Source organism: Micromonospora sp. NPDC003816 (assembly GCF_042874705.1).
Taxonomy (GTDB): domain Bacteria; phylum Actinomycetota; class Actinomycetes; order Mycobacteriales; family Micromonosporaceae; genus Micromonospora.
Window position 1 is genome coordinate 15873 of sequence record NZ_JBIANP010000019.1, and the last position, 18637, is coordinate 34509.

General features: G+C 70.5%; 20 protein-coding genes and 1 tRNA gene. 12 read left to right on the top strand and 9 right to left on the bottom strand.

The genetic code is table 11. From position 1 onward, the window contains the following. The first annotated feature begins 10 nt into the window (after nt 1-10). The 8 genes from ACFYTT_RS30105 (at nt 11) to ACFYTT_RS30140 (ending at nt 6683) form a co-directional block, all read left to right on the top strand. Entirely contained in the window at nt 11-643 is a 633-nt protein-coding gene (locus ACFYTT_RS30105; protein ID WP_387264295.1) for a potassium channel family protein, read from the top strand. 244 nt (nt 644-887) lie between these two features. Then, a complete protein-coding gene (mbhE, locus tag ACFYTT_RS30110; RefSeq protein ID WP_387264297.1) occupies nt 888-3692 on the top strand; it encodes a hydrogen gas-evolving membrane-bound hydrogenase subunit E in 2805 nt (934 codons plus the stop codon). Next, nucleotides 3689-4105, top strand: a complete 417-nt coding sequence (locus ACFYTT_RS30115) for a sodium:proton antiporter (RefSeq protein WP_387264299.1) — start codon at nt 3689-3691, stop codon at nt 4103-4105. Before mbhE ends, ACFYTT_RS30115 begins: the two co-directional genes overlap by 4 nt. After that, complete coding sequence (locus ACFYTT_RS30120; protein ID WP_131052862.1) at nt 4102-5616, top strand: monovalent cation/H+ antiporter subunit D family protein; 1515 nt, start codon at nt 4102-4104, stop codon at nt 5614-5616. The genes ACFYTT_RS30115 and ACFYTT_RS30120 overlap by 4 nt, the downstream gene beginning before the upstream one ends. Further along, nucleotides 5613-5972: a Na+/H+ antiporter subunit E gene (locus ACFYTT_RS30125; RefSeq protein ID WP_387264301.1), complete on the top strand. Its 360-nt coding sequence runs from the start codon at nt 5613-5615 to the stop codon at nt 5970-5972. The genes ACFYTT_RS30120 and ACFYTT_RS30125 overlap by 4 nt, the downstream gene beginning before the upstream one ends. After that, complete coding sequence (locus ACFYTT_RS30130; protein ID WP_131052860.1) at nt 5969-6226, top strand: monovalent cation/H+ antiporter complex subunit F; 258 nt, start codon at nt 5969-5971, stop codon at nt 6224-6226. Before ACFYTT_RS30125 ends, ACFYTT_RS30130 begins: the two co-directional genes overlap by 4 nt. Further along, nucleotides 6223-6561: a monovalent cation/H(+) antiporter subunit G gene (locus ACFYTT_RS30135; RefSeq protein WP_131052859.1), complete on the top strand. Its 339-nt coding sequence runs from the start codon at nt 6223-6225 to the stop codon at nt 6559-6561. The genes ACFYTT_RS30130 and ACFYTT_RS30135 overlap by 4 nt, the downstream gene beginning before the upstream one ends. Continuing rightward, nucleotides 6558-6683: a hypothetical protein gene (locus ACFYTT_RS30140; RefSeq protein ID WP_387264304.1), complete on the top strand. Its 126-nt coding sequence runs from the start codon at nt 6558-6560 to the stop codon at nt 6681-6683. Before ACFYTT_RS30135 ends, ACFYTT_RS30140 begins: the two co-directional genes overlap by 4 nt. A gap of 43 nt (nt 6684-6726) precedes the next feature. Here ACFYTT_RS30140 and nhaA read toward each other — a convergent pair whose 3' ends face one another. Then, the gene (gene nhaA / locus ACFYTT_RS30145; protein ID WP_387264306.1) at nt 6727-7971 is read right to left on the bottom strand and encodes a Na+/H+ antiporter NhaA; all 1245 of its coding nucleotides are present in this window, start codon (nt 7969-7971) and stop codon (nt 6727-6729) included. Between the two features lie 208 nt (nt 7972-8179). Here nhaA and ACFYTT_RS30150 point away from each other — a divergent pair, with 208 nt between their 5' ends. The 3 genes from ACFYTT_RS30150 to ACFYTT_RS30160 are packed head-to-tail and all read left to right on the top strand — an operon-like array spanning nt 8180 to nt 10234. Beyond that, entirely contained in the window at nt 8180-8755 is a 576-nt protein-coding gene (locus tag ACFYTT_RS30150; protein WP_387264308.1) for a TetR family transcriptional regulator, read from the top strand. Beyond that, nucleotides 8748-9473 (top strand): ABC transporter ATP-binding protein, encoded by a 726-nt coding sequence (locus ACFYTT_RS30155; RefSeq protein ID WP_387264310.1) that lies wholly within the window; start codon nt 8748-8750, stop codon nt 9471-9473. Before ACFYTT_RS30150 ends, ACFYTT_RS30155 begins: the two co-directional genes overlap by 8 nt. Next, nucleotides 9470-10234 carry an ABC transporter permease gene (locus ACFYTT_RS30160; protein ID WP_387264312.1) on the top strand — a complete coding sequence of 255 codons (765 nt, stop codon included), beginning with the start codon at nt 9470-9472 and terminating at the stop codon, nt 10232-10234. Before ACFYTT_RS30155 ends, ACFYTT_RS30160 begins: the two co-directional genes overlap by 4 nt. A 123-nt stretch (nt 10235-10357) precedes the next feature. Here the strand turns inward: ACFYTT_RS30160 and ACFYTT_RS30165 are convergent, their stop codons facing one another. Together ACFYTT_RS30165 and ACFYTT_RS30170 are read right to left on the bottom strand one after the other, a co-directional pair. Next, nucleotides 10358-12043 carry a sodium:solute symporter family protein gene (locus ACFYTT_RS30165; protein ID WP_387264314.1) on the bottom strand — a complete coding sequence of 562 codons (1686 nt, stop codon included), beginning with the start codon at nt 12041-12043 and terminating at the stop codon, nt 10358-10360. After that, a complete protein-coding gene (locus ACFYTT_RS30170; RefSeq protein WP_131052853.1) occupies nt 12040-12387 on the bottom strand; it encodes a DUF4212 domain-containing protein in 348 nt (115 codons plus the stop codon). Before ACFYTT_RS30170 ends, ACFYTT_RS30165 begins: the two co-directional genes overlap by 4 nt. A gap of 294 nt (nt 12388-12681) precedes the next feature. Here ACFYTT_RS30170 and ACFYTT_RS30175 point away from each other — a divergent pair, with 294 nt between their 5' ends. Next, a complete protein-coding gene (locus ACFYTT_RS30175; RefSeq protein WP_201272353.1) occupies nt 12682-13185 on the top strand; it encodes a hypothetical protein in 504 nt (167 codons plus the stop codon). Between the two features lie 240 nt (nt 13186-13425). On the opposite strand, the gene ACFYTT_RS30180 is transcribed toward ACFYTT_RS30175, so the two are convergent. From ACFYTT_RS30180 to ACFYTT_RS30205, 6 genes are all read right to left on the bottom strand, one after another. Beyond that, nucleotides 13426-13499: transfer RNA gene (locus tag ACFYTT_RS30180), tRNA-Pro, on the bottom strand. Nucleotides 13500-13633: 134 nt separating this feature from the next. Continuing rightward, on the bottom strand, nt 13634-15037 hold the full coding sequence (gene der, locus ACFYTT_RS30185; protein WP_387264316.1) for a ribosome biogenesis GTPase Der: 1404 nt from the start codon (nt 15035-15037) through the stop codon (nt 13634-13636). A 97-nt stretch (nt 15038-15134) separates the two neighbouring features. Continuing rightward, entirely contained in the window at nt 15135-15815 is a 681-nt protein-coding gene (gene cmk / locus ACFYTT_RS30190; protein ID WP_387264318.1) for a (d)CMP kinase, read from the bottom strand. 159 nt (nt 15816-15974) lie between these two features. Beyond that, entirely contained in the window at nt 15975-16745 is a 771-nt protein-coding gene (locus ACFYTT_RS30195; protein WP_131056471.1) for a pseudouridine synthase, read from the bottom strand. Continuing rightward, a complete protein-coding gene (gene scpB, locus ACFYTT_RS30200; protein WP_387264320.1) occupies nt 16732-17643 on the bottom strand; it encodes an SMC-Scp complex subunit ScpB in 912 nt (303 codons plus the stop codon). The genes ACFYTT_RS30195 and scpB overlap by 14 nt, the downstream gene beginning before the upstream one ends. After that, the gene (locus ACFYTT_RS30205) at nt 17640-18590 is read right to left on the bottom strand and encodes a segregation and condensation protein A (RefSeq protein ID WP_387264343.1); all 951 of its coding nucleotides are present in this window, start codon (nt 18588-18590) and stop codon (nt 17640-17642) included. Before ACFYTT_RS30205 ends, scpB begins: the two co-directional genes overlap by 4 nt. Nucleotides 18591-18637 lie beyond the last annotated feature (47 nt).

Genomic DNA, 18637 nt, shown 5'->3' on the forward strand with positions numbered 1-18637 from the left:
CGCGGTCGTCGTGATCGGCCTGGGACGCTTCGGTAGCGCGTTGGCGCTGGAGCTGATGGCCACCGGCACCGATGTCCTGGGCATCGACGCCGACGAAGAGACGGTCCAGTCGCTCAACGGCCGACTCACTCACGTGGTGCGCGCCGACTCGACGAAGGAGACGACGTTACGGCAGTTGTCGGTGCACCAGTTCGACCGCGCGGTGGTCGGGATCGGCAGCGACCTGCAGTCGAGCATCCTCACGACCTCGCTGTTGTTGCGCTTCGGCGCGGCGACGGTGTGGGCCAAAGCCACCAGCGACGCCCACGGAGAGATCCTCAAGCAGCTCGGCACCCACCACGTGGTGTACCCGGAGCACGACATGGGACGCCGCGAGGCGCATCTGGTCCGCAGCGACATCCTTGACTTCATCGAGATCGAGGACGGGTTCGCCATGGTCAAGACGCGTCCGCCCGCCCATGTCGTCGGTCGACCACTGGGGACCACCGACGTCCGGGCCACCCACGGCATCACCGTGGTCGCGGTCAAGCCCCGCACCGGCACCTGGGGCTACGCGACGGCGGACACGGTTCTCGGCAGCGACGACACCATCATCGTGGCGGGCGAAACGGCCAGGGCCGAGGCGTTCGGCAGGTTGCGCTGACGATACGGCTCTCGCCCGCCGACCGCTCCCGGCACCGTCGACGGCGGGGTTCGGACAGGTCGATGAGGCATTGACCTCGCCCTGCTGGGTTCGCTCAGCAGGGAAGACGTGTACTAGGCTGCGTGGCAGGTGTGCCGGGAAGCCTGGTCGGCGATAGTCGAGCCGACCCCGAAAGAGACCCCGTGCACCTTGTCACCCCCACGCTGAGATCACGCGTATCCATCGCCCGGACCAGGGCCGTGCCATGTCCCTGACCCTGGCTCTGCTCGTCGTCGCGGTATCCGTGCCGCTGGTCCCCGTCCTCACCCGCCTGTTCGGCCGACAGGCCGGCTGGGCCCTGGGCGGCGGGTTGCTGCTGGCCGTCGGCGTACTGATCCAGGCCGGCGCGGGTACACGGACCGTGTCCGAGACCGTGTCGTGGATGCCGACGGTCGACGTGGCGCTGCGACTGCGGCTCGACGGGCTCTCGATGCTCTTCGCGGTGCTGGTCCTCGGGATCGGCGCCGTGATCATGGTCTATTCGACGTCGTACCTCACCGATCGGCGGCCGACCGGCTTCTACACCCTGATGACCGGATTCGCCGCGGCGATGCTGCTGCTGGTGCTGGCCGACGACCTCGTCGTGCTCTGGGTGGCCTGGGAGCTGACCACCGTCTGCTCGTACCTGCTGATCGCCCGGTCCGGCCCCACCGCCGGACCACCGGCGACCCGCACGTTGCTGGTGACGGTGGCTGGCGGGCTGTCGCTGCTGGGTGCCGTGGCGCTCGTCGCGGCCCGCACGGGCACCACCGACCTGACCGCCGCCCTCGCGCATCCGGCGTGGGCCGCCGACGCGGCTTTCGGCACCACGGTGGCGGTGCTGGTCGCGGTGGCGGCGATGACCAAGGCCGCCCAGTTCCCGTTCCACGCGTGGCTGGCCGACGCGATGGTCGCACCCGCACCGGTCAGCGCCTACCTGCACGCCGCCGCGATGGTCAAGGCGGGCATCTACCTGCTGATGCTCTTCGCCGGTGCGGCATCGCACGCGCCGGTCTGGCCGGTCCTGCTGGTCACCGTCGGCCTGCTCACCGCCGTGATGGGCGCGCTGTTCGCGCTGCAACGGCACGACATGAAGGAACTGCTGGCGTACTCGACGGTCAGCCAACTCGGGTTGCTGGTCGCGGTGATCGGCATCGGCACCACCGAGGCGATGCTGGCCGCCAGCGTGCACATCGCCGCGCACGCGTTGTTCAAGTCGGCGGCGTTCATGCACGTCGGGCTGATGGAACGGCGGACCGGCACCCGCGACCTGCGCCGCCTCCGTGGCCTGGCCCGGTCCATGCCGTGGGCCGCCGCGATGATCACACTCGCCGTGGCCAGCATGGCCGGAATCGTGCCGACCCTCGGGTTCATCAGCAAGGAAATGATCTTCGAGGCCATGCTCGACGCACCCGCCGCACCGGCGATCGGCTGGCTGGTGGCGCTGGTCGCCGCCGCCGGTGCGGTGCTGACCGTCGCCTACAGCGCCCGGGTGTTCCTCACCCTTCTCCCCGGCCCCGCCCCGGAGGTCCGGCCCTGGCGTCCGACCGCGTCGATGTCCGCCGCGATCAGCCTCACCGCACTCGCCGGCACCGTCTTCGGCGTCGCCGGCTGGCTGCTCGCCGATCTCGTGCGCGGCGCGGCGGCGGCGACCGTCGGCACCACACTCTCCGAGATCGGCGGCGTCTACCTGTGGCACGGCTTCGGCGGGCCGCTGATGCTGTCGGTGCTCGCGATCGCGGCCGGGGTGCTCCTGACGGTGTGGCGCGGCCACACCGACCGGCTCCTGGACCGGGCGCTGTTCCCCGGCTCAGGGGTACGGGCGGTCCAGGCCCTGCACGACAACACCATCGCGTTCGGTCGCCGGGTCGGTGCGCTGACCCGCAACGACGCCCCCGCCGCCCACATGGCGGCGCCGGTCGTACTGCTCGGACTGGCCGGCCTCGGGGTGGTCGCCGGGTGGCCGGGAGCACCGCCCACCCTGCGCCCGCACGCGATCGACGTGGGACTGCTGGTGGTCATGATGGTCGGGATCGTCACGGTGGTCCGCGCCCGGGTGCGCCTGACCGCGGTCATCGCCACCGGCGTCGTGGGGTTCTCCGTCGCCATGTGGTTCTTCGTGCTCGGCGCCTCCGACGTGGCGTTGACGCAACTGCTGGTCGAGATCCTCACCGTCGTGATCATGGTGTTGGTGCTCCGTCGTATGCGGCCCCGCTTCGCTGCCGTCGGCACCAGGCGCTCGGTGCTGGCCGCCGCAGCCGCCCTCGCCGCCGGGACCACCGCCACCCTGGCGACGCTGGCGTTCACCGGACACCGCTCGCTCTCCCCGGCCGGGGAACACTTCATCCGCGAGGCGCAGACCCTCACCGGCGGCACCAACATCGTCAACACCATCCTGGTGGACTTCCGCGCCCTGGACACCTTCGGTGAACTCGTCGTCGTCGCCGTCGCGGCGATGGCGGTGAGCGCCCTGCTCACCGCCCACCCGGCCGTCGGGGGCACGTCGGAGCCGCAGGTCGACAACCCGTTGTCCGATCCGCAGCGCAACGCCGTGTTCCTGACCGTGCTCGACCGTTTCCTGGTCCCGCTGATGCTGCTCGGCTCGCTCTACGCGCTCCTGCGGGGCCACACCGCACCAGGCGGCGGGTTCATCGCCGCCCTGCTGGGGACCTGCGCGCTGGCGCTGGCGTACCTGTCGGCGTCGTCGGCCCGTACCCGCATGCTCCAACGGCCCTTCCTGGCCATCGCCGGCGCCGGCATCCTGGTGGCGGTCGGCACCGGCGCACTGGGCCTGGTCGACGACTCGTTCCTGCGGCCGTTGCACGCCGAGGTTCTCGGCGTGAAGCTGACCACCGCCCTCGTCTTCGACGTCGGCGTGTACCTGGCGGTGTTCGGGGTGATCCTGGCGGCGCTACGCCTGCTCGGCGCCGCCTCGACCGACACACCCGGCCGACGACCGCCGACGCCACCGCACCAGCCCCACACCGACACGCGGGCCGACGCCCGCCAGACCGAGGGGGCCACGCCGTGATTCTCGCGCTGACCGTCGGAGCGCTCGTCACCGCAGCGGTCTACCTCTTGCTGCAACGCGACTTCCTCCGCGTCGTGCTGGGCTTCGTCCTGCTCAGCCACGCCGTCAACCTGCTGCTGTTCAGCGCCGGGGGCATCAACCGGCGCGGTGAGCCGCTCGGGCCGGACCCGGATCCGGCGACCACGGCAGATCCGCTGCCGCAGGCGTTCGTGCTGACCGCCATCGTGATCGCCTTCGCGATCACGATCTACCTGCTCGTCCTGGCCGTCACCGGTCGGCCCCGACCGTCGGGTGACCAGTCGACCGAGGCGCTACAACCCGACGATCCCGAGAGGCCGACCGGAGCGGCGACCACGAGCACCGGGTCCGACCGCACCGGCGAGCCCCGCGACCGGCAGGAGGTGACGTCGTGACCGGTACGCTGCTGACGCTTCTCGTCGCGGTCCCGCTCGCCGGGACCGGAATCACCGCCTTCGCGCGTGCCGACACCCGGTGGCCGATCCGGCTGCTGGTCACCGTGCTCGCCGCCAACCTGGCGGCCGGTGTCGCCCTGGTCACCACGACCCGTGACGGCACCGTTCTCGCCCACGGCGTGGGCGGCTGGACGTCCGGCATCGCGATCCCGTTCGTCGCCGACACCCTCGCGGCGCTCATGGTGACCGTCACCGGGCTCCTCACCCTGGTGTGTGTCCTGTTCGCGCTCGCCAGCGGCACCGGACGGCTGCGCCTGTTCGCACCACTCGTGCTGGCCCTGACCGCCGGCGTCAACGGCGCGCTGCTCACCGCCGACGTGTTCAACCTCTTCGTCTTCATCGAGGTCATGCTGCTGCCGTCGTACGGGCTGTTCATCCTCGCCCGGCGGCAGCAGGGCCACCCGGCGGCGGTGGGCGGCTCCCGGTTGTACGTCACGTTCAACCTCTTCGTCTCCACCGTCCTCCTCGCCGGGATCGCGCTGCTCTACGGCACGGCCGGCACCGTCAACCTCGCCGAACTCGCCGGCGCCGCCGCCGACTCACCGCTGGTGGCGGCCGCGACCGCGATCTGCCTGTTCGCGCTGGCGATGAAGGCGGCGGTGGTGCCGACCTACGGCTGGTTGGGCCGCGCCTACCCCTCGACCTCCCCGGCGGTGACCGCCCTCTTCTCCGGCCTGCACACCAAGGTGGCGATCTACGCGATCTACCGCATCTACGCCGTGGTGTTCGACGGGGACCAGCGCTACCTGTGGATCGGACTGGTCGTGTTCAGCGCGACGATGCTCGTCGGCGTACTGGCCGCGGTCGGCGCGGACACCATGCGCTCGATCCTCGCCTTCCACATGGTCAGCCAGATCGGCTACATCCTGCTCGGGGTGGCCCTGTTCACGCCCGCCGGACTGACCGCCGGGATCTTCTACCTGCTGCACCACATGATCGTCAAAGCCTCGCTGTTCCTGTCCACCGGCGCGATAGAGACCCACTACGGCACCGGCCGACTCGACCGGCTCCGGGGAATCGTCCGCCGCGAACCCGTGCTGGCGGTCAGCTTCGGTCTCGCCGCGCTGTCGTTGGCCGGCCTGCCACCGCTGTCGGGGTTCGTGGCCAAACTGACCCTCATCATGGCCGCCGCCGACGCGGGCCACCTGGCGGTGGTCGCGATCACGCTCGCGGTCAGCCTGATCACGCTGCTGTCCATGTTGAAGATCTGGAACGCGGTGTTCGCCGCGTCTCCCCCACCGGACAGTCCCGACGACCCGGCCGCCGGCACCGGACAACTGCTCACCGCCGAGCGCACCACGGTGAAGACCAGCCTGGTCGTACCGGCCGCGATCCTGGCGGCCGTCACCGTCTGCCTCGGCCTCGGCGGGGAGTTCCTGCTCGGCCTGGCCTCCACCGCCGCCGACGGCCTGCTCGACACCTCCTCCTACCTCGAGGCGGTGCGGCGATGACACGCGTACTCACCCTTCCGATCCGGCTCGTGCTGTTCACGCTCTGGTTCGCCGGCCAGATCGTCCAGTCCTCCTGGACGGTCCTGGTCGACATCCTGACGCCGGGCCTGACCACCACCCCCCGCGTGGTGCTCATGCCGCTGGACTCCCGCACCGACCTGCACGTGGCGCTCATCGGGGTGCTCATCACCCTCACGCCCGGAACTCTCACCCTCGGCGTGGTCGCCCACGACCAGGACGGTCAGGCGCTGCTCGTGCACTCCATGTACCACCAGGACACCGAGAGCGCCCTGGCCGACCTTCGCGACATGGAACGACGCATGCTGCTCGCCTTGAGCCTCGGAGACCGACCATGATCCTTCTGGACATCGCCATCGCCGGCTGCGGATTCGCCTTCCTCGTGTCGGCCTACCGCATCGCCCGCGGACCCACCCCCGCCGATCGGGCCATCGCCGCCGACCTGCTCACCTTCGCCGTCATCGGTCTCATCGCACTGATCGGCGTACGCGCCCACCGCCACGGCACCTTCGACCTGGTCCTGGTCGCCACCCTGGTGGCGTTCCTCGCCGCCGTCTCGTTGGCCCGCGCGATCGCGAACGGACGCCGATGATCCTGGAGATCGTGGGACAGGTCCTCGCACTCCTCGGCGCGGCCATCTTCGTCGCCGCGGCCATCGGACTGCACCGCCTGCCCGACCCCTACACCCGCACCTCGGCAGTGGCCACCGCCGCCGGGCTCGGCGTCACGTTCATCGTCGCCGGAGCGGCTTTCCTCGACCCCCACCTGTCGAACACGGTCAAGGCGATCATCGCCATCGTGCTGCAACTGGCCACCTCGGCCGTCGGCGGCATGGTGATCGCCCGGTCCGCCGTGCTGTCCGGTCACCGATTCAGCAGCAACACCGACCCTGGCGAGATCACGGATCAGCCGGAAAGGAACGGGTGACAGTGTTGCCCTCCCGATGGAGCCAATGGTGTGACGCCAACGGCGGCATCCTCGTCCTCGCCGGTGCCGTGCTGTTCGTGGCCCTCATGGCGTTGCTGATGCGACTTCTGGTCGGCCAGTAGCACGACCCGCGGCGGGTCCGTGCGTGCGGGGCCGGCGCTGTGCTCATCGGCTCCCGAAGCCTGGGCCGGGTTCCTCCTCGGCGGGATCGCGGATCGGACGGGTGTCGCTGTCGACGACACCGTCCCTGTTCATGTCCCGCTCCCGCGCCCTACGGGCGTCCCACCGCAGGGTGAGCGCGGCGAGGAAGGCGGCGAGCAGCGTACCGGCCAGCACGCCGACCGTCGCACCGTCGGTGTGCACGGCATCGGGGAACGACAGCTCCGAGATGAGCAACGAGACGGTGAACCCGATGCCGGTGAGGAACCCGATCGGCAACAGGTCACGTACCCCGATCGCATCCGGCAACCGCAGACCGGTGAACCGCGTGACCAACGCCGTGACCCCGAGCACGCCGAGGAGTTTGCCGACCACCAGGGCGAGCACGATCGCCAGGAGCACCGGCTGGGCGAACAGGACCCCGATGCCCTCGCCGTCGACGAGCGGGACGCCTGCGGCGAAGAACGCGAACACCGGCAACGCGAAGCCGGACGAGACGGGACGCACGGCCTGCTCGAACCGGTGGGCCCGACCCTCGGGCTCGCCGAAGACCGGCCGGACCGTCACGCAGAGCCCGAGCAGCACCCCGGCAATGGTCGCGTGCACCCCCGACGCGTGCATGAAACCCCACGCCAGCGCCGCCGCCGGCAGCAACAGCCACCAGCTCGGTCGTCTCGACCGGGCAACCACCGCGAACAGTGCCACCGCGGCGAACGAGAGCACGAGAGCGAGCCCGTCGAGATCGCCGCTGTAGAACACGGCGATCACGATGATCGCCAACAGGTCGTCGACCACCGCCAGGGTCAGCAGGAACGTGCGGAGCGCGACGGGTAGACCCCGACCGAAGATCGCCAGGACGGCCAACGCGAACGCGATGTCCGTGGCGGTCGGAATCGCCCAGCCGCGTAACGCCGCCGGGTCGCCCCGCGCCACGACCACCACCACGAAGACCACGGCCGGAGCCAGCATCCCGCCGACCGCAGCGAGCACCGGCACCGCCGCCTCGCCGAGCCGGCGCAGACTCCCGGCGACGATCTCCTGCTTGAGCTCCACACCCACCACGAAGAAGAAGATCGCGAGCAGCCCGTCGGCCGCCCACGCCGACACGGACAGATCCAGATGCAGGTCGGACGGCCCGATCCTCGCTGCGGAGAGGCTGGCGTAGGCCCCGCGCCACGGCGAGTTCGCCACCACCAGCGCCGCGACGGCCGCCACGAGGAGCAGCGCCCCACTCGTGGTCTCCAACGACACCCATCGCCGGAACCTGCCATACCGGGGCGAAGGAGAGTCTCGATGCACTTCCGCCATGAACCGGGCCTCCGTCACGCGTGATGCCTGTCGGGGCCGATCGCCGACAGACACGCCCGCCCCGGCTTCCCCGCGCCACCATGATCACTCCACCCGCCGTTGCGGTTCGGATGCCTGGACTCGCGGAATGTTAGTGACTAACATTCGACGGGTGAGGCAACCACCCCTGCACGGCAAACGGGCCGACACCCGTCACCGCCTGGTCAGCCACGCCCTGGACCTGTTCGAACTACAGGGATTCGAGGGCACCACCGTCGCCCAGATCGCCGCCCGCGCCCAGGTCTCGGAGATGACGTTCTTCCGCTACTTCACCAGCAAGGAGATGGTCGTCCTCGACGACCCGTACGACCCCCTGATCGCCGAGGCAGTGGCCGGGCAACCGGACACACTGCCACCGCTGCACCGGGTCACGCGCGGTCTGCGCGCAGCGCTGACGCGCCTGGACGACCTGGCGGACGAGACCACACGACGCCGCGTCCGGATCGTGGCCCACTCCCCGACCCTGCGCGCCGGCATGACCCGCACCACTGCGGCCACCGAGACGGCCATCGCCGACCGACTCATCACCGACGGCGTCCCGACGTTACCCGCCCGGGTCGCCGCCGCCGTCGCTCTCGCGGCACTGACCTGCGCCCTCCTGGAATGGGCGATGGCTACGCCGCCCACCAGCCTCACCGACGCCATCAGCGTCGCCCTGGACACCGTCGAGGGCACCCGCCATGACTGAACGACTCACGACCACCGCCCTGGCCCACGACTTCGGCGACGGCGCGGGCGTGTTCGGCATCGACCTCACCGTGCACCCCGGCGAGATCCACGCCCTCGTCGGTCTCAACGGCGCCGGCAAGACGACCCTCATGCGTCTGATTCTCGGCATGCTGCACCCCACCACCGGCACCTGCCAGATCAACGGCCGTCACCTGACCCAGCTCACCGCCGACGACTGGGCCCGGGTCGGCCATCTCGTCGAACACCCCTTCGCCTACCCCGAACTCGACGTCCGGACCAACCTGCGGCTCGCCGCACGCCTCCGCCGCCGACCCGCCGCAGAAGCCGCCAGCCTGGCCGAACACGCCATGACCGAACTCGACCTGACCCGGTACGCCACCATCACCACCCGACGACTGTCGCAGGGCAACCGACAGCGCCTCGGTCTCGCCGCCGCGACACAGCACCACCCTGACCTGATCGTCCTCGACGAACCCACCAACGCCCTCGACCCGGCCGGCGTGATCCGGCTGCGCACCGTCCTGTCCCGACGGGCCGAAGCCGGTGCCGGGATCCTGGTCTCCAGCCACCACCTCGACGAGGTGGCCCGCATCGCGAACCGCATCTCCGTCGTCAACCGCGGACGACTCATCGGCACCCTCGAACCCGACACCACCGACCTGGAACGCACCTTCTTCGCCCTCGTCTACCAGCACGAACAGGACCACCCGCGATGACTGGCGCCCTGACCGCCGCACTCGACGTCGAACTCCACAAACTGGCGGCCTCAAGGGTCATCCGCACCACCACCGTCCTGCTCGTCGCCGGCATCACCATCCTGACCAGCGCGCTCACCTACGCGGCCCGCAGCGGAAACGACCAGGTCATCGCGCAGCTCGGTCCGCTGGCCGACGCCACCGGATGGGCCCTGCTGACCGGCGTCGCCGCGCAGATCACCGCCGCCGGCGGTCTGCTCGCCTTCGGCGTCGCCCTGAGCTGGCTCGTCGGCCGCGAATTCAGCGACGCCACCGTCACCGGCCTGTTCGCCCAGCCCGTCTCCCGACCGGTCCTCGTCGCGGCCAAGCTGCTGTCGCACCTGTTCTGGGCGGCACTGGTGGCCATCGCGTTGACCGCCGCGATCGCGCTGACCGGGACGCTTCTCGGCCTGGGCGCCTGGAACACCGACGTCAGCGCGGCTCTCGGGCGACAACTCGTACTCACCGTCTCGTCGGCCCTCGTCGCCACCCCGGCCGCGTGGGCGGCGACACTCGGACGAGGACTGCTGCCCGGCATCGCCACCACCATCGGGCTGATCGTCACCGCCCAGGTCACCGCCATCGCCGGTGCCGGAGCATGGTTCCCCATCGCCGCACCCGCCCTGTGGGCGCTACGACCCGACGCCGTGAGCCCCGCACAACTCGCCCTGGTCACGGTCGTACCGGCAATCTTCGCCGCACTGACCATCACCGCCTGGGCCCGGCTCCAACTCGATCGCTGACCCGGGCCGTGGACCGGGCGGCTGAGGTCGGGTGCGCCGATCGTTCGTGGGTGCTCACCGGTCGCCGGCCCCCACCTGTGTGGGGGCCGGCGACCGGTGCGGTGCCGATGTGGATGATTCAGGTCAGGGCGTTCCGGTGACGTTGCCGGCAGCCACGGGGCGACGCTCGGACGGGTAGCGGATGTTCTCCACCATCTCCGCGATCTCGTCCCGTGGCGGCGCCGTCATCTTCGACACCACGATCGTCACGATGAAGTTGACGACGGCACCGATGGTGCCGATGCCCTCCGGGCTGATGTCGAGGATGTGCGGGTTGGCCGCGGTGCCGAACACCGGCAACGTATAGATCATGTAGGTGGCGGTGAACACCATGCCGGTGATCATGCCGGCTGCCGCACCCGCCGAGTTGCATCTCTTCCAGAAGATGCCGAGCACGATGACCGGGAAGAAGCTCGCCGCCGCCAGGCCGAACGCGAACGCCACCACCTGGGCCACGAAGGCAGGCGGGTTGATACCGGCGTAGATCGAGATCAGCACCGCCAGACCCATTGCGATCCGACCGGCCAGCAGCCGCTGCTTGTCGGTCGAGTCCCGCTTGACCCGGCGGAAGTACAGGTCGTGCGAGAACGACGAGGAGATGACCAGCAGCAGTCCGGCAGCGGTGGACATCGCGGCGGCCAGGCCACCAGCGGCGACCAGACCCACGATCGGGGCCGGCAGGCCGGCGATCTCCGGGCTGGCCAACACCAGGATGTCGTTGTTGACGATCAGGTCCGCGCCGGAGGCGGGATTGTTGCTGACCGATCCGATCGTCGTCACGCCATCCCCGATGGTGACCAGGCCGGTCGCCGCCCAGTTGTCCACCCAGGCGGGCAACGCGTCGGCCGACACGCCGTTGACGCCCTGCAACAGGTTCAACTTGGTGAACGCGCCGACGGCCGGAGCCGTGGTGTAGAGCAGGGCGATGAACAGCAGCGCCCAGAACGCCGAGTAGCGGGCTCCGCGCACGCTCTTCGTGGTGTAGAAGCGAACGATCACGTGCGGCAGGCCGGCGGTGCCGATCATCAGCGACATGGTCACCAGGAACACGTCGATCTGCGGCCGCGCCGCGAACGCGTCGGTGAACTGGGCCATCCCCAGCTCCAGGCTGATCGCGTTGAGCTCGTCGAGGATCTGCCCGAAGGACACCTGCGGGATCGGGATGCCGGTCATCTGCTGGGCCACCGCCACCGCAGGGATCAGATAGGCGACGATCAGCACCGAGTACTGGGCCACCTGGGTCCAGGTGATGCCCTTCATGCCGCCGAGCACCGCGTACAGGCCGATGATCACAGCGGCGACGATGACACCACCGGTGACGTCGAGGCCGAGGAATCGGCTGAACACGATGCCGCCACCGCGCATCTGCCCGACCACATAGGTGAACGAGATGATGATGGCGGCTACGGCGGCGACGGTGCGGACCAGCTCCGAGTAGCGGTCACCGACGAACTCGGGAACGGTGAACTTGCCCCACTTGCGCAGGTAGGGCGCAATCAGCAGGGCCAGCAGCACATAACCGCCGGTCCAGCCCATCAGATAGATGGAACCGTCCGAGCCGAGGAAGGCGATCAGGCCGGCCATCGAGATGAACGAGGCCGCGGACATCCAGTCGGCCGCGACAGCGGCACCGTTGGCGATGGTGGGGATCCCCTGACCGGCCACATAGAAGCCGGCGGTCTCCTTCACCCGGCTGCGCCAGGCGATGTAGAGGTACACGGCGAACGAGGCGCCGATGAAGATGAGGGTCCAGAGTTGGATCTGGCTCACGACGCCGCCCCCTCGGTCTCCTGCTCGTCGACACCGAACTGGCGGTCGAGACGGTCCATCATCTTCGCGTACACGAAGATCAGGACCACGAAGACATAGATCGATCCTTGTTGGGCGAACCAGAAGCCGAGCGGGAAGCCGGCGATGACGATCTCGTTCAACGGTTCGACCAGCAGAACGCCGAACCCGAACGAGACGATGAACCAGATGGCCAACAGGATCACCATGAGCCGGAGGTTCCGGCTCCAATATTCTCTGCGCCAGCCGTTGTCCGGCGATGCCGGAGGTGGCGACGGTGGTGGCTCACCGCCACCACCCGTCTGGTCTGGGGTTACCTCGGTCATGTGTGGTGCCCTCCTAGTCGGTACGGAACCGGCTCCAGCGAGTGGCTGCGGCACGCCGACCGCGAGGCCGCGGTGGGTGGTGCCGCGGCCCGATCCACACCCCGGTAGCAATCCCAGCCACGGGATGTGCGGTCGATCACACCCTCAGGTTTGGGAAAGCGAACGCGACCCGCGCGCGTCGGGCAATAGGTGATCTGCGGGGTGGACCCTCGGGGCGGTGAACGGTCCCTGACAGGCGACGAGCGGTCGAACGGTACGCGTGAGCATCGATCGCCGCCCGGTTTGCTCCTGTTCGTGCTGCCCGGCGGACCGTCCACCGACGCGCTCCGGCCGTTCACCGATCAGCCGCTCGGTGAACGAACACTGAGCACCTACCATCCGGTGATGGCAGACACCGCATCCCCCGCCGCTCCGGTCCGCCGCCGCATCCTCCACGCCGGCAGCCTCGGCATGCTCGTCGGTGGCCTGCTCGTGCTCGTCGGCTCGGTGCTGCCCTGGGTCATCACGCCGTTCGGTTCGATCAACGGCGCGGCAGGTCCAGGTCTGTGGACGCTGAGCGTGGGATTCCTCGCCATCGCCGGCGCCCTGTTGCCGTACCGCAAGGTGGCCATAGCGCACAGCCTGATCCCCGGGGTGACCGTGGCCCTCATCGTCGGCTGGCAGGCTGCCCGCCTCATCAGTCTCAGCGCCAGCACCGGCGCCTGGGGTCAACTGATGCCCGGCATCGGCATGGTCATGGCTGCCGGCGGCACGGTCGTCCTGATCCGTACCGGAATGCGGCTCCTCGCGCTGCGCTGATCGCCGCCGCAGGGCAGCGGAAGCTCGCACCGCCCACGTTAGACGGCGGCCAGATCAACGACCTGCGCGCGTGGCACTGACGGGTGCGACAGACGGGTCGGAGGCAAGAGTGGTGACGTGCCAACGCTCAGCGCTTTGACGAGCGGTCAAGGAGCGCTGCCGGGTGACCCACTTGACCGGCGTGGTCCCCAGAACGCCGGAAGGGCCGACCCGATTTCCGGATCAGCCCTCTGACCTGCGTCGGGACGGCCGGATTCGAACCGACGACCCCTTGACCCCCAGTCAAGTGCGCTACCAAACTGCGCCACGTCCCGATGCTTTCGCGTCATCCTGCCCGCGACAGCCGGTTCAGCTTAGCGCAGCTTCTCCTCTGCGCCGCACAGCCCCCTCCCCACGATCGTGACCACCCCCACCACCCCTAGAGCGTCCTAGGAGGGTGGGGTGTGGGTCAGCCGTGGGCCTTGCCTCGGCCGCCGGGGCCGAGCTTCTTGCGGGGGCGTACCGAGATCTCGATGGGGCTGCCCTCGAAGCCGAACTCCTCGCGGAGCTTGCGTTCCACGAAGCGCTGGTAGCCGGCGTCCAGCGGGCCGGTGGTGAAGAGCACGAAGCGCGGCGGGGCGACCCCGGCCTGGGTGGCGAACAGGATGCGGGGGGCCCGTCCCCCGCGTACCGGGTGCGGGGTGGCCTGCACCAGGGCGGTGAGCCACGCGTTGAGCTGCGCGGTGGGGATCCGGGTCTCCCAGCTCGCCAGGGCCCGGTGCAGGGAGGCGGCGAGCTTGTCGACGGCCCGTCCGGTCTGTGCCGACAGGTTCAGCCGGATCGCCCACGGGATGCGGCGCAGTTCCCGGTCGATCTCCTTGTCCAGGTAGTACCGACGGTCGGCGTCGACCAGGTCCCACTTGTTGAAGGCGATGACGAGTGCCCGCCCGGCCTCGGTGACCATGGTCAGGATGCGCTGGTCCTGCTCGCTGATCGGCTCGCTGGAGTCGAGCAGCACCACCGCCACCTCGGCCGCCTCGATCGCCGAGGCGGTCCGCAGGCTGGCGTAGTACTCGGTGCCGCTGGCCTTGCCGACCCGCTTGCGCAGGCCGGCGGTGTCCACCAGGTGCCAGGTGTCGCCACCGATGGTGACCAGGCTGTCGACCGGGTCGACGGTGGTGCCGGCGACCGCGTCGACCACGGCGCGTTCCTCGCCGGAGAAGCGGTTCAGCAGGCTGGACTTGCCGACGTTGGGCCGACCGACCAGCGCGACCCGGCGCGGGCCACGCGGGCGGTTCTCCACGATCTTCGGCGCCTCGGGCAGCGCCTCCAGGATCTTGTCGAGCAGGTCACCGGAGCCTCGACCGTGCAGGGCCGAGATCGGGTGCGGCTCGCCCAGGCCGAGCGACCACAGCGAGGTGGCCTCCAGCTCGATGTTGGTGTTGTCGGCCTTGTTGGCCACCAGGATGACCGGCTTGGCACTGCGGCGCAGCATCTTGACCGCCGCCTCGTCGACGTCGGTGGAGCCCACCGTCGCGTCGACCACGAAGATCACCACGTCGGCGGTGAACACGGCCGTCTCGGCCTGCGCGGCGATGGCCGCCGCCCGGTCCTTCGCGTCCGGTTCCCAGCCGCCGGTGTCCACCACGGTGAAGGTCCGACCGGACCACTGCGCGTCGTACGGGACCCGGTCCCGGGTCACGCCGGGCACGTCCTCGACGACCGCCTGGCGACGCCCGATGATCCGGTTGACCAGAGTGGACTTGCCGACGTTGGGGCGGCCGACCACGGCCACCACCGGCTGCGGACCGGCCGGCTCCTCGATGTCGAGGTCCGGTTCCCGCAGCTCCACCCAACCGTCGTTGTCAGTCACGCCCACGCCTCGTTTCGTTGGCCGGTGGCGGGCAACGCCCGCGCCACCGCGCCGGATGGTCCGATCGCCGGCAGACCCGGCAGGTTGTCGCGCCCGGTCACGCCACGTTCCGCTCGGCGAGCAGCACCCGCAGCTTCGCCACGACCTCGTCGATGCCCAACTCGGTGGTGTCCAGCACCACGGCGTCGGGGGCCTGGGCGAGCGGGTCGGCCTTGCGGGTCGAGTCGATCTTGTCTCGCCGGGCCAGGTCGGCGGCGGTCGCCGCCACGTCGGAGGCGTCCTCGGCGCTGCGGCGCGCGGCGCGGGCCGCCGCCGAGGCGGTGAGGTAGACCTTGAGGTCGGCGTCGGGGGCGACCACGGACCCGATGTCGCGGCCCTCGACCACGATCCGGCCCGCCTTGGCGATCATGTCGCGCTGCCGGGCCACCAGCAGCGCCCGGACCGCCGGCACGGAGGCCACTGCGGACACGGCGGCGGTCACCTCGGGACCCCGGATCTCGGCCTCGACGCCCACGCCGTCGGCGGTCACGCCGTACCCGGTGGGGTCGGTGCCGATCCGCAGGTCGACCTCGGCGGCGACCTTGCCGACCGCCTCGGCGTCGGTCAGGTCGACGCCGGAGCGCAGCACCGCCCAGGTGATCGCCCGGTACATCGCGCCGGTGTCGAGGTAGCGGGCGGTGAGGCTCGCCGCCAGCCGCCGGGAGACGGTGGACTTACCCGAACCGGACGGCCCGTCCACAGCCACCACACAGCGCCCAGCCGGTACGTTTTCCTCCACCGTTGTCCTCCTCAGCCCGTACCCCGCGATCCGCCTCATCGGCGGACGCGAGCGGTTGCCCACACAGCTTCCATCATGCCCGGCGCCGTGGCGCACGGCCCGCCGGCCCTGCCCCGGGCCGCCAGGAGCCTACCGTCAGCGGTACCCGCCAGCGCGGGGTCAGTCACTCACGGCCTTGAACAGGGCGGCGACCTCCGCGTTGGTCAGCCGCCGCGTGCGCCCGGGACGCAGGTCGCCGAGCCGGATCGGCCCGATGGAGGTACGCACCAGCCGGCTCACCGGGTGTCCGACCTCGTCGAGCAGACGCCGGACGATGTGTTTGCGGCCTTCGTGCAGGGTCAGTTCGACCTGGGCGGTACGTCCCAGACTGCCCACCACCCGGAACGAGTCCACCGTGACCGGGCCGTCCTCCAGCTCGATGCCGGCGGCCAGGCGCTTGCCGAGGTTGCGCGGGATCGGCCCGGCCACCTCACACAGGTACGTCTTGGCCACCCCGTAGGAGGGGTGCATCAGCCGGTGGGCCAGGGTCCCGTCATTGGTGAGCAGCAGCAGGCCCTCGCTGTCCGCGTCGAGCCGCCCGACGTGGTAGACACGCTGCTCGACCCGGTTGCCGACGAAGTCGGCGAGCGCGGTGCGCCCCTTCTCGTCGGCCATCGTGGAGACCACGCCACGGGGCTTGTTCAACGCCAGGTACACCAGTCGGGTGTCGGCCACCAGCCGCTCGCCGTCGACGTGGATGACGGATGTGGTCGGGTCGACCTTGTCGCCGAGCTGGGCCACCCGCCCGTCGACCGTCACCCGCCGACGGAAGATCAGGTCTTCGCAGGCACGCCGGGACCCGACCCCCGCCGCGGCGAGCACCTTCTGGAGGCGTTCCGGGCCGGTGTAGACGGGGGCGTCGGGGCGGGGGGTGCGGTCATCGCGCGGCATCGGCAAGCTCTTCTACGTCGTCGGGGAGGAACGGGGCCAGGGGCGGCAGGTCGTCGAGGCTGTTCAGGCCGAGCTTCTCCAGGAACATCGTGCTCGTCCGGTACAGATAGGCCCCACTGTCCGACTCGGTGCCGCACTCCTCGATCAGCCCACGGGTCACCAGGGTACGGATCACCCCGTCGCAGTTGACGCCCCGGATGGCCGATATCCGCGACCGGGTCACCGGCTGCCGGTACGCCACCACCGCGAGGGTCTCCAGCGCGGCCTGGGTCAGCCGGACCGACTGCCCGTCGAGGACGAACCGTTCCACGTAGGTGGCGTATTCCGGCCGGGTGTAGAGCCGCCACCCGCCGGCCGCCCGGCGCAGCTCGAACCCGTGTCCGGCGGCGGTGTAGCCTGCGGCGATCTCGTCCAGGATCGGGCCGACCCGCTCGGCGGGCTGTTCGAGGATCTGGGCCAGCGTCAGCTCGCTGACGGGTTCGTCCACCACCAGCAGGATTGCCTCCAGCGCCCCGCGGAGTTCGGCGTCGTCGAGGACCGGCGGCGGCTCCGGCACCACCCGCGTCCGCCCACCCCGCTGCCTCCGCCCCGCCCCCTCCTCCGCGATCTTGGCACCCGGCGACCCCTCCAGGGGCACCTCCGCACCGAGATCCCCGGCAGCCCCGAGTTCGGGGGCGGGATCCGCAGGTTCGGCCGATTCGACGGCGGCGGGTGCGGTGAGCTGGGCGGATTCCGGGGCAGCAGGTTCGGGCTCCGCGCGATCGGGCTCGACGGGCTCAGCCTCGACGGGATCAGGGGCCGGGTCCGGGGCGACGGACTCGGGGGCGGAGCGCTGCCAGGGCGGGACCCAGGCGGCGGCCTGGTCGGCCAGCGAGTCCCGGCGTTCCTCGTTACTCATCCGGCGCGCTCCTCCGTCGTTGCCGCCTCGTCCGTCGACACACCGGACGCCGTCGACGCCGCACCGGACGCGGTCGTCGGCGCACCGGACCCGGGGGCCGCCTCGTCCGGGTTGCCGGCGTACTCGTCGATGGTGAGGGCCGGACTGCCGTCGGCGGGACCGGTCCAGCGTACGGTCAGCTCCTCCAGCGCCTGCTCCTGCACGAAGGCCACCACACCCTGCCGGTACAGCTCCAGCAGCGCCAGGAACCGGGCGACCACCTCCAGGGTGGCCTCGCAGTCGGCGCAGAGCAGCGAGAAGGTGGCGGTGCCGGCGCGGCGAAGCCGTTCACTGATGATCGCGGCGTGTTCCCGGACGCTGACCCGCACCATGTGCACGTGGGCGATGGAGACCTCGGGCACCGGCTTCGGGGTCATCGCCCGGACGGCGAGCTTGAGCAGTCGCTGCGGGCCGATGCCGAGCACCAGGTCGGGCAGGGCATCGGCGTAGCGGGCCTCCAGGGTGACCGCACGCGGATAACGGCGTCCGCCGACCTCCTCCAGCACCGCGATGTGCGCCGCCGCCTCCTTGTACGCCTTGTACTGCAACAGTCGGGCGAAGAGCAGGTCCCGCGCCTCCAACAGCGCCAGGTCCTCCTCGTTCTCCACCTCGGCCGAGGGCAGCAGCCGGGCGGCCTTGAGGTCGAGCAGGGTGGCGGCGATCAGCAGGAACTCGCTCGCCTCGTCCAGGTCCCAGTCGTCGCCCATGGCCCGGATGTACGCGATGAACTCGTCGGTCACCTGGTGCAGCGCGACCTCGGTGACGTCGAGTTTGTGCTTGCCGATCAGTTGCAGCAGCAGGTCGAACGGGCCGGTGAAGTTGTCCAGCCGGACCGTGAACCTGCCGGTGTCCGCAGCGTCGTCCGCAACGACGACCGGGGTCTCCTCCGGCGCGCCGGATTCCGTCACCGCGAGCGGATGCTCCGGCGCGGTGGTCGGGTCGGCTGGCGGCGCGC

Coding starts and splice junctions, on each gene's coding strand:
- mbhE (WP_387264297.1), top strand. CDS start 888: ATGTCCCTGACCCTGGCTCTGCTCGTCGTCGCGGTATCCGTGCCGCTG.
- ACFYTT_RS30125 (WP_387264301.1), top strand. CDS start 5,613: ATGACACGCGTACTCACCCTTCCGATCCGGCTCGTGCTGTTCACGCTC.
- ACFYTT_RS30130 (WP_131052860.1), top strand. CDS start 5,969: ATGATCCTTCTGGACATCGCCATCGCCGGCTGCGGATTCGCCTTCCTC.
- ACFYTT_RS30135 (WP_131052859.1), top strand. CDS start 6,223: ATGATCCTGGAGATCGTGGGACAGGTCCTCGCACTCCTCGGCGCGGCC.
- ACFYTT_RS30155 (WP_387264310.1), top strand. CDS start 8,748: ATGACTGAACGACTCACGACCACCGCCCTGGCCCACGACTTCGGCGAC.
- ACFYTT_RS30160 (WP_387264312.1), top strand. CDS start 9,470: ATGACTGGCGCCCTGACCGCCGCACTCGACGTCGAACTCCACAAACTG.
- ACFYTT_RS30170 (WP_131052853.1), bottom strand. CDS start 12,387: ATGACCGAGGTAACCCCAGACCAGACGGGTGGTGGCGGTGAGCCACCA.
- ACFYTT_RS30195 (WP_131056471.1), bottom strand. CDS start 16,745: ATGCCGCGCGATGACCGCACCCCCCGCCCCGACGCCCCCGTCTACACC.
- scpB (WP_387264320.1), bottom strand. CDS start 17,643: ATGAGTAACGAGGAACGCCGGGACTCGCTGGCCGACCAGGCCGCCGCC.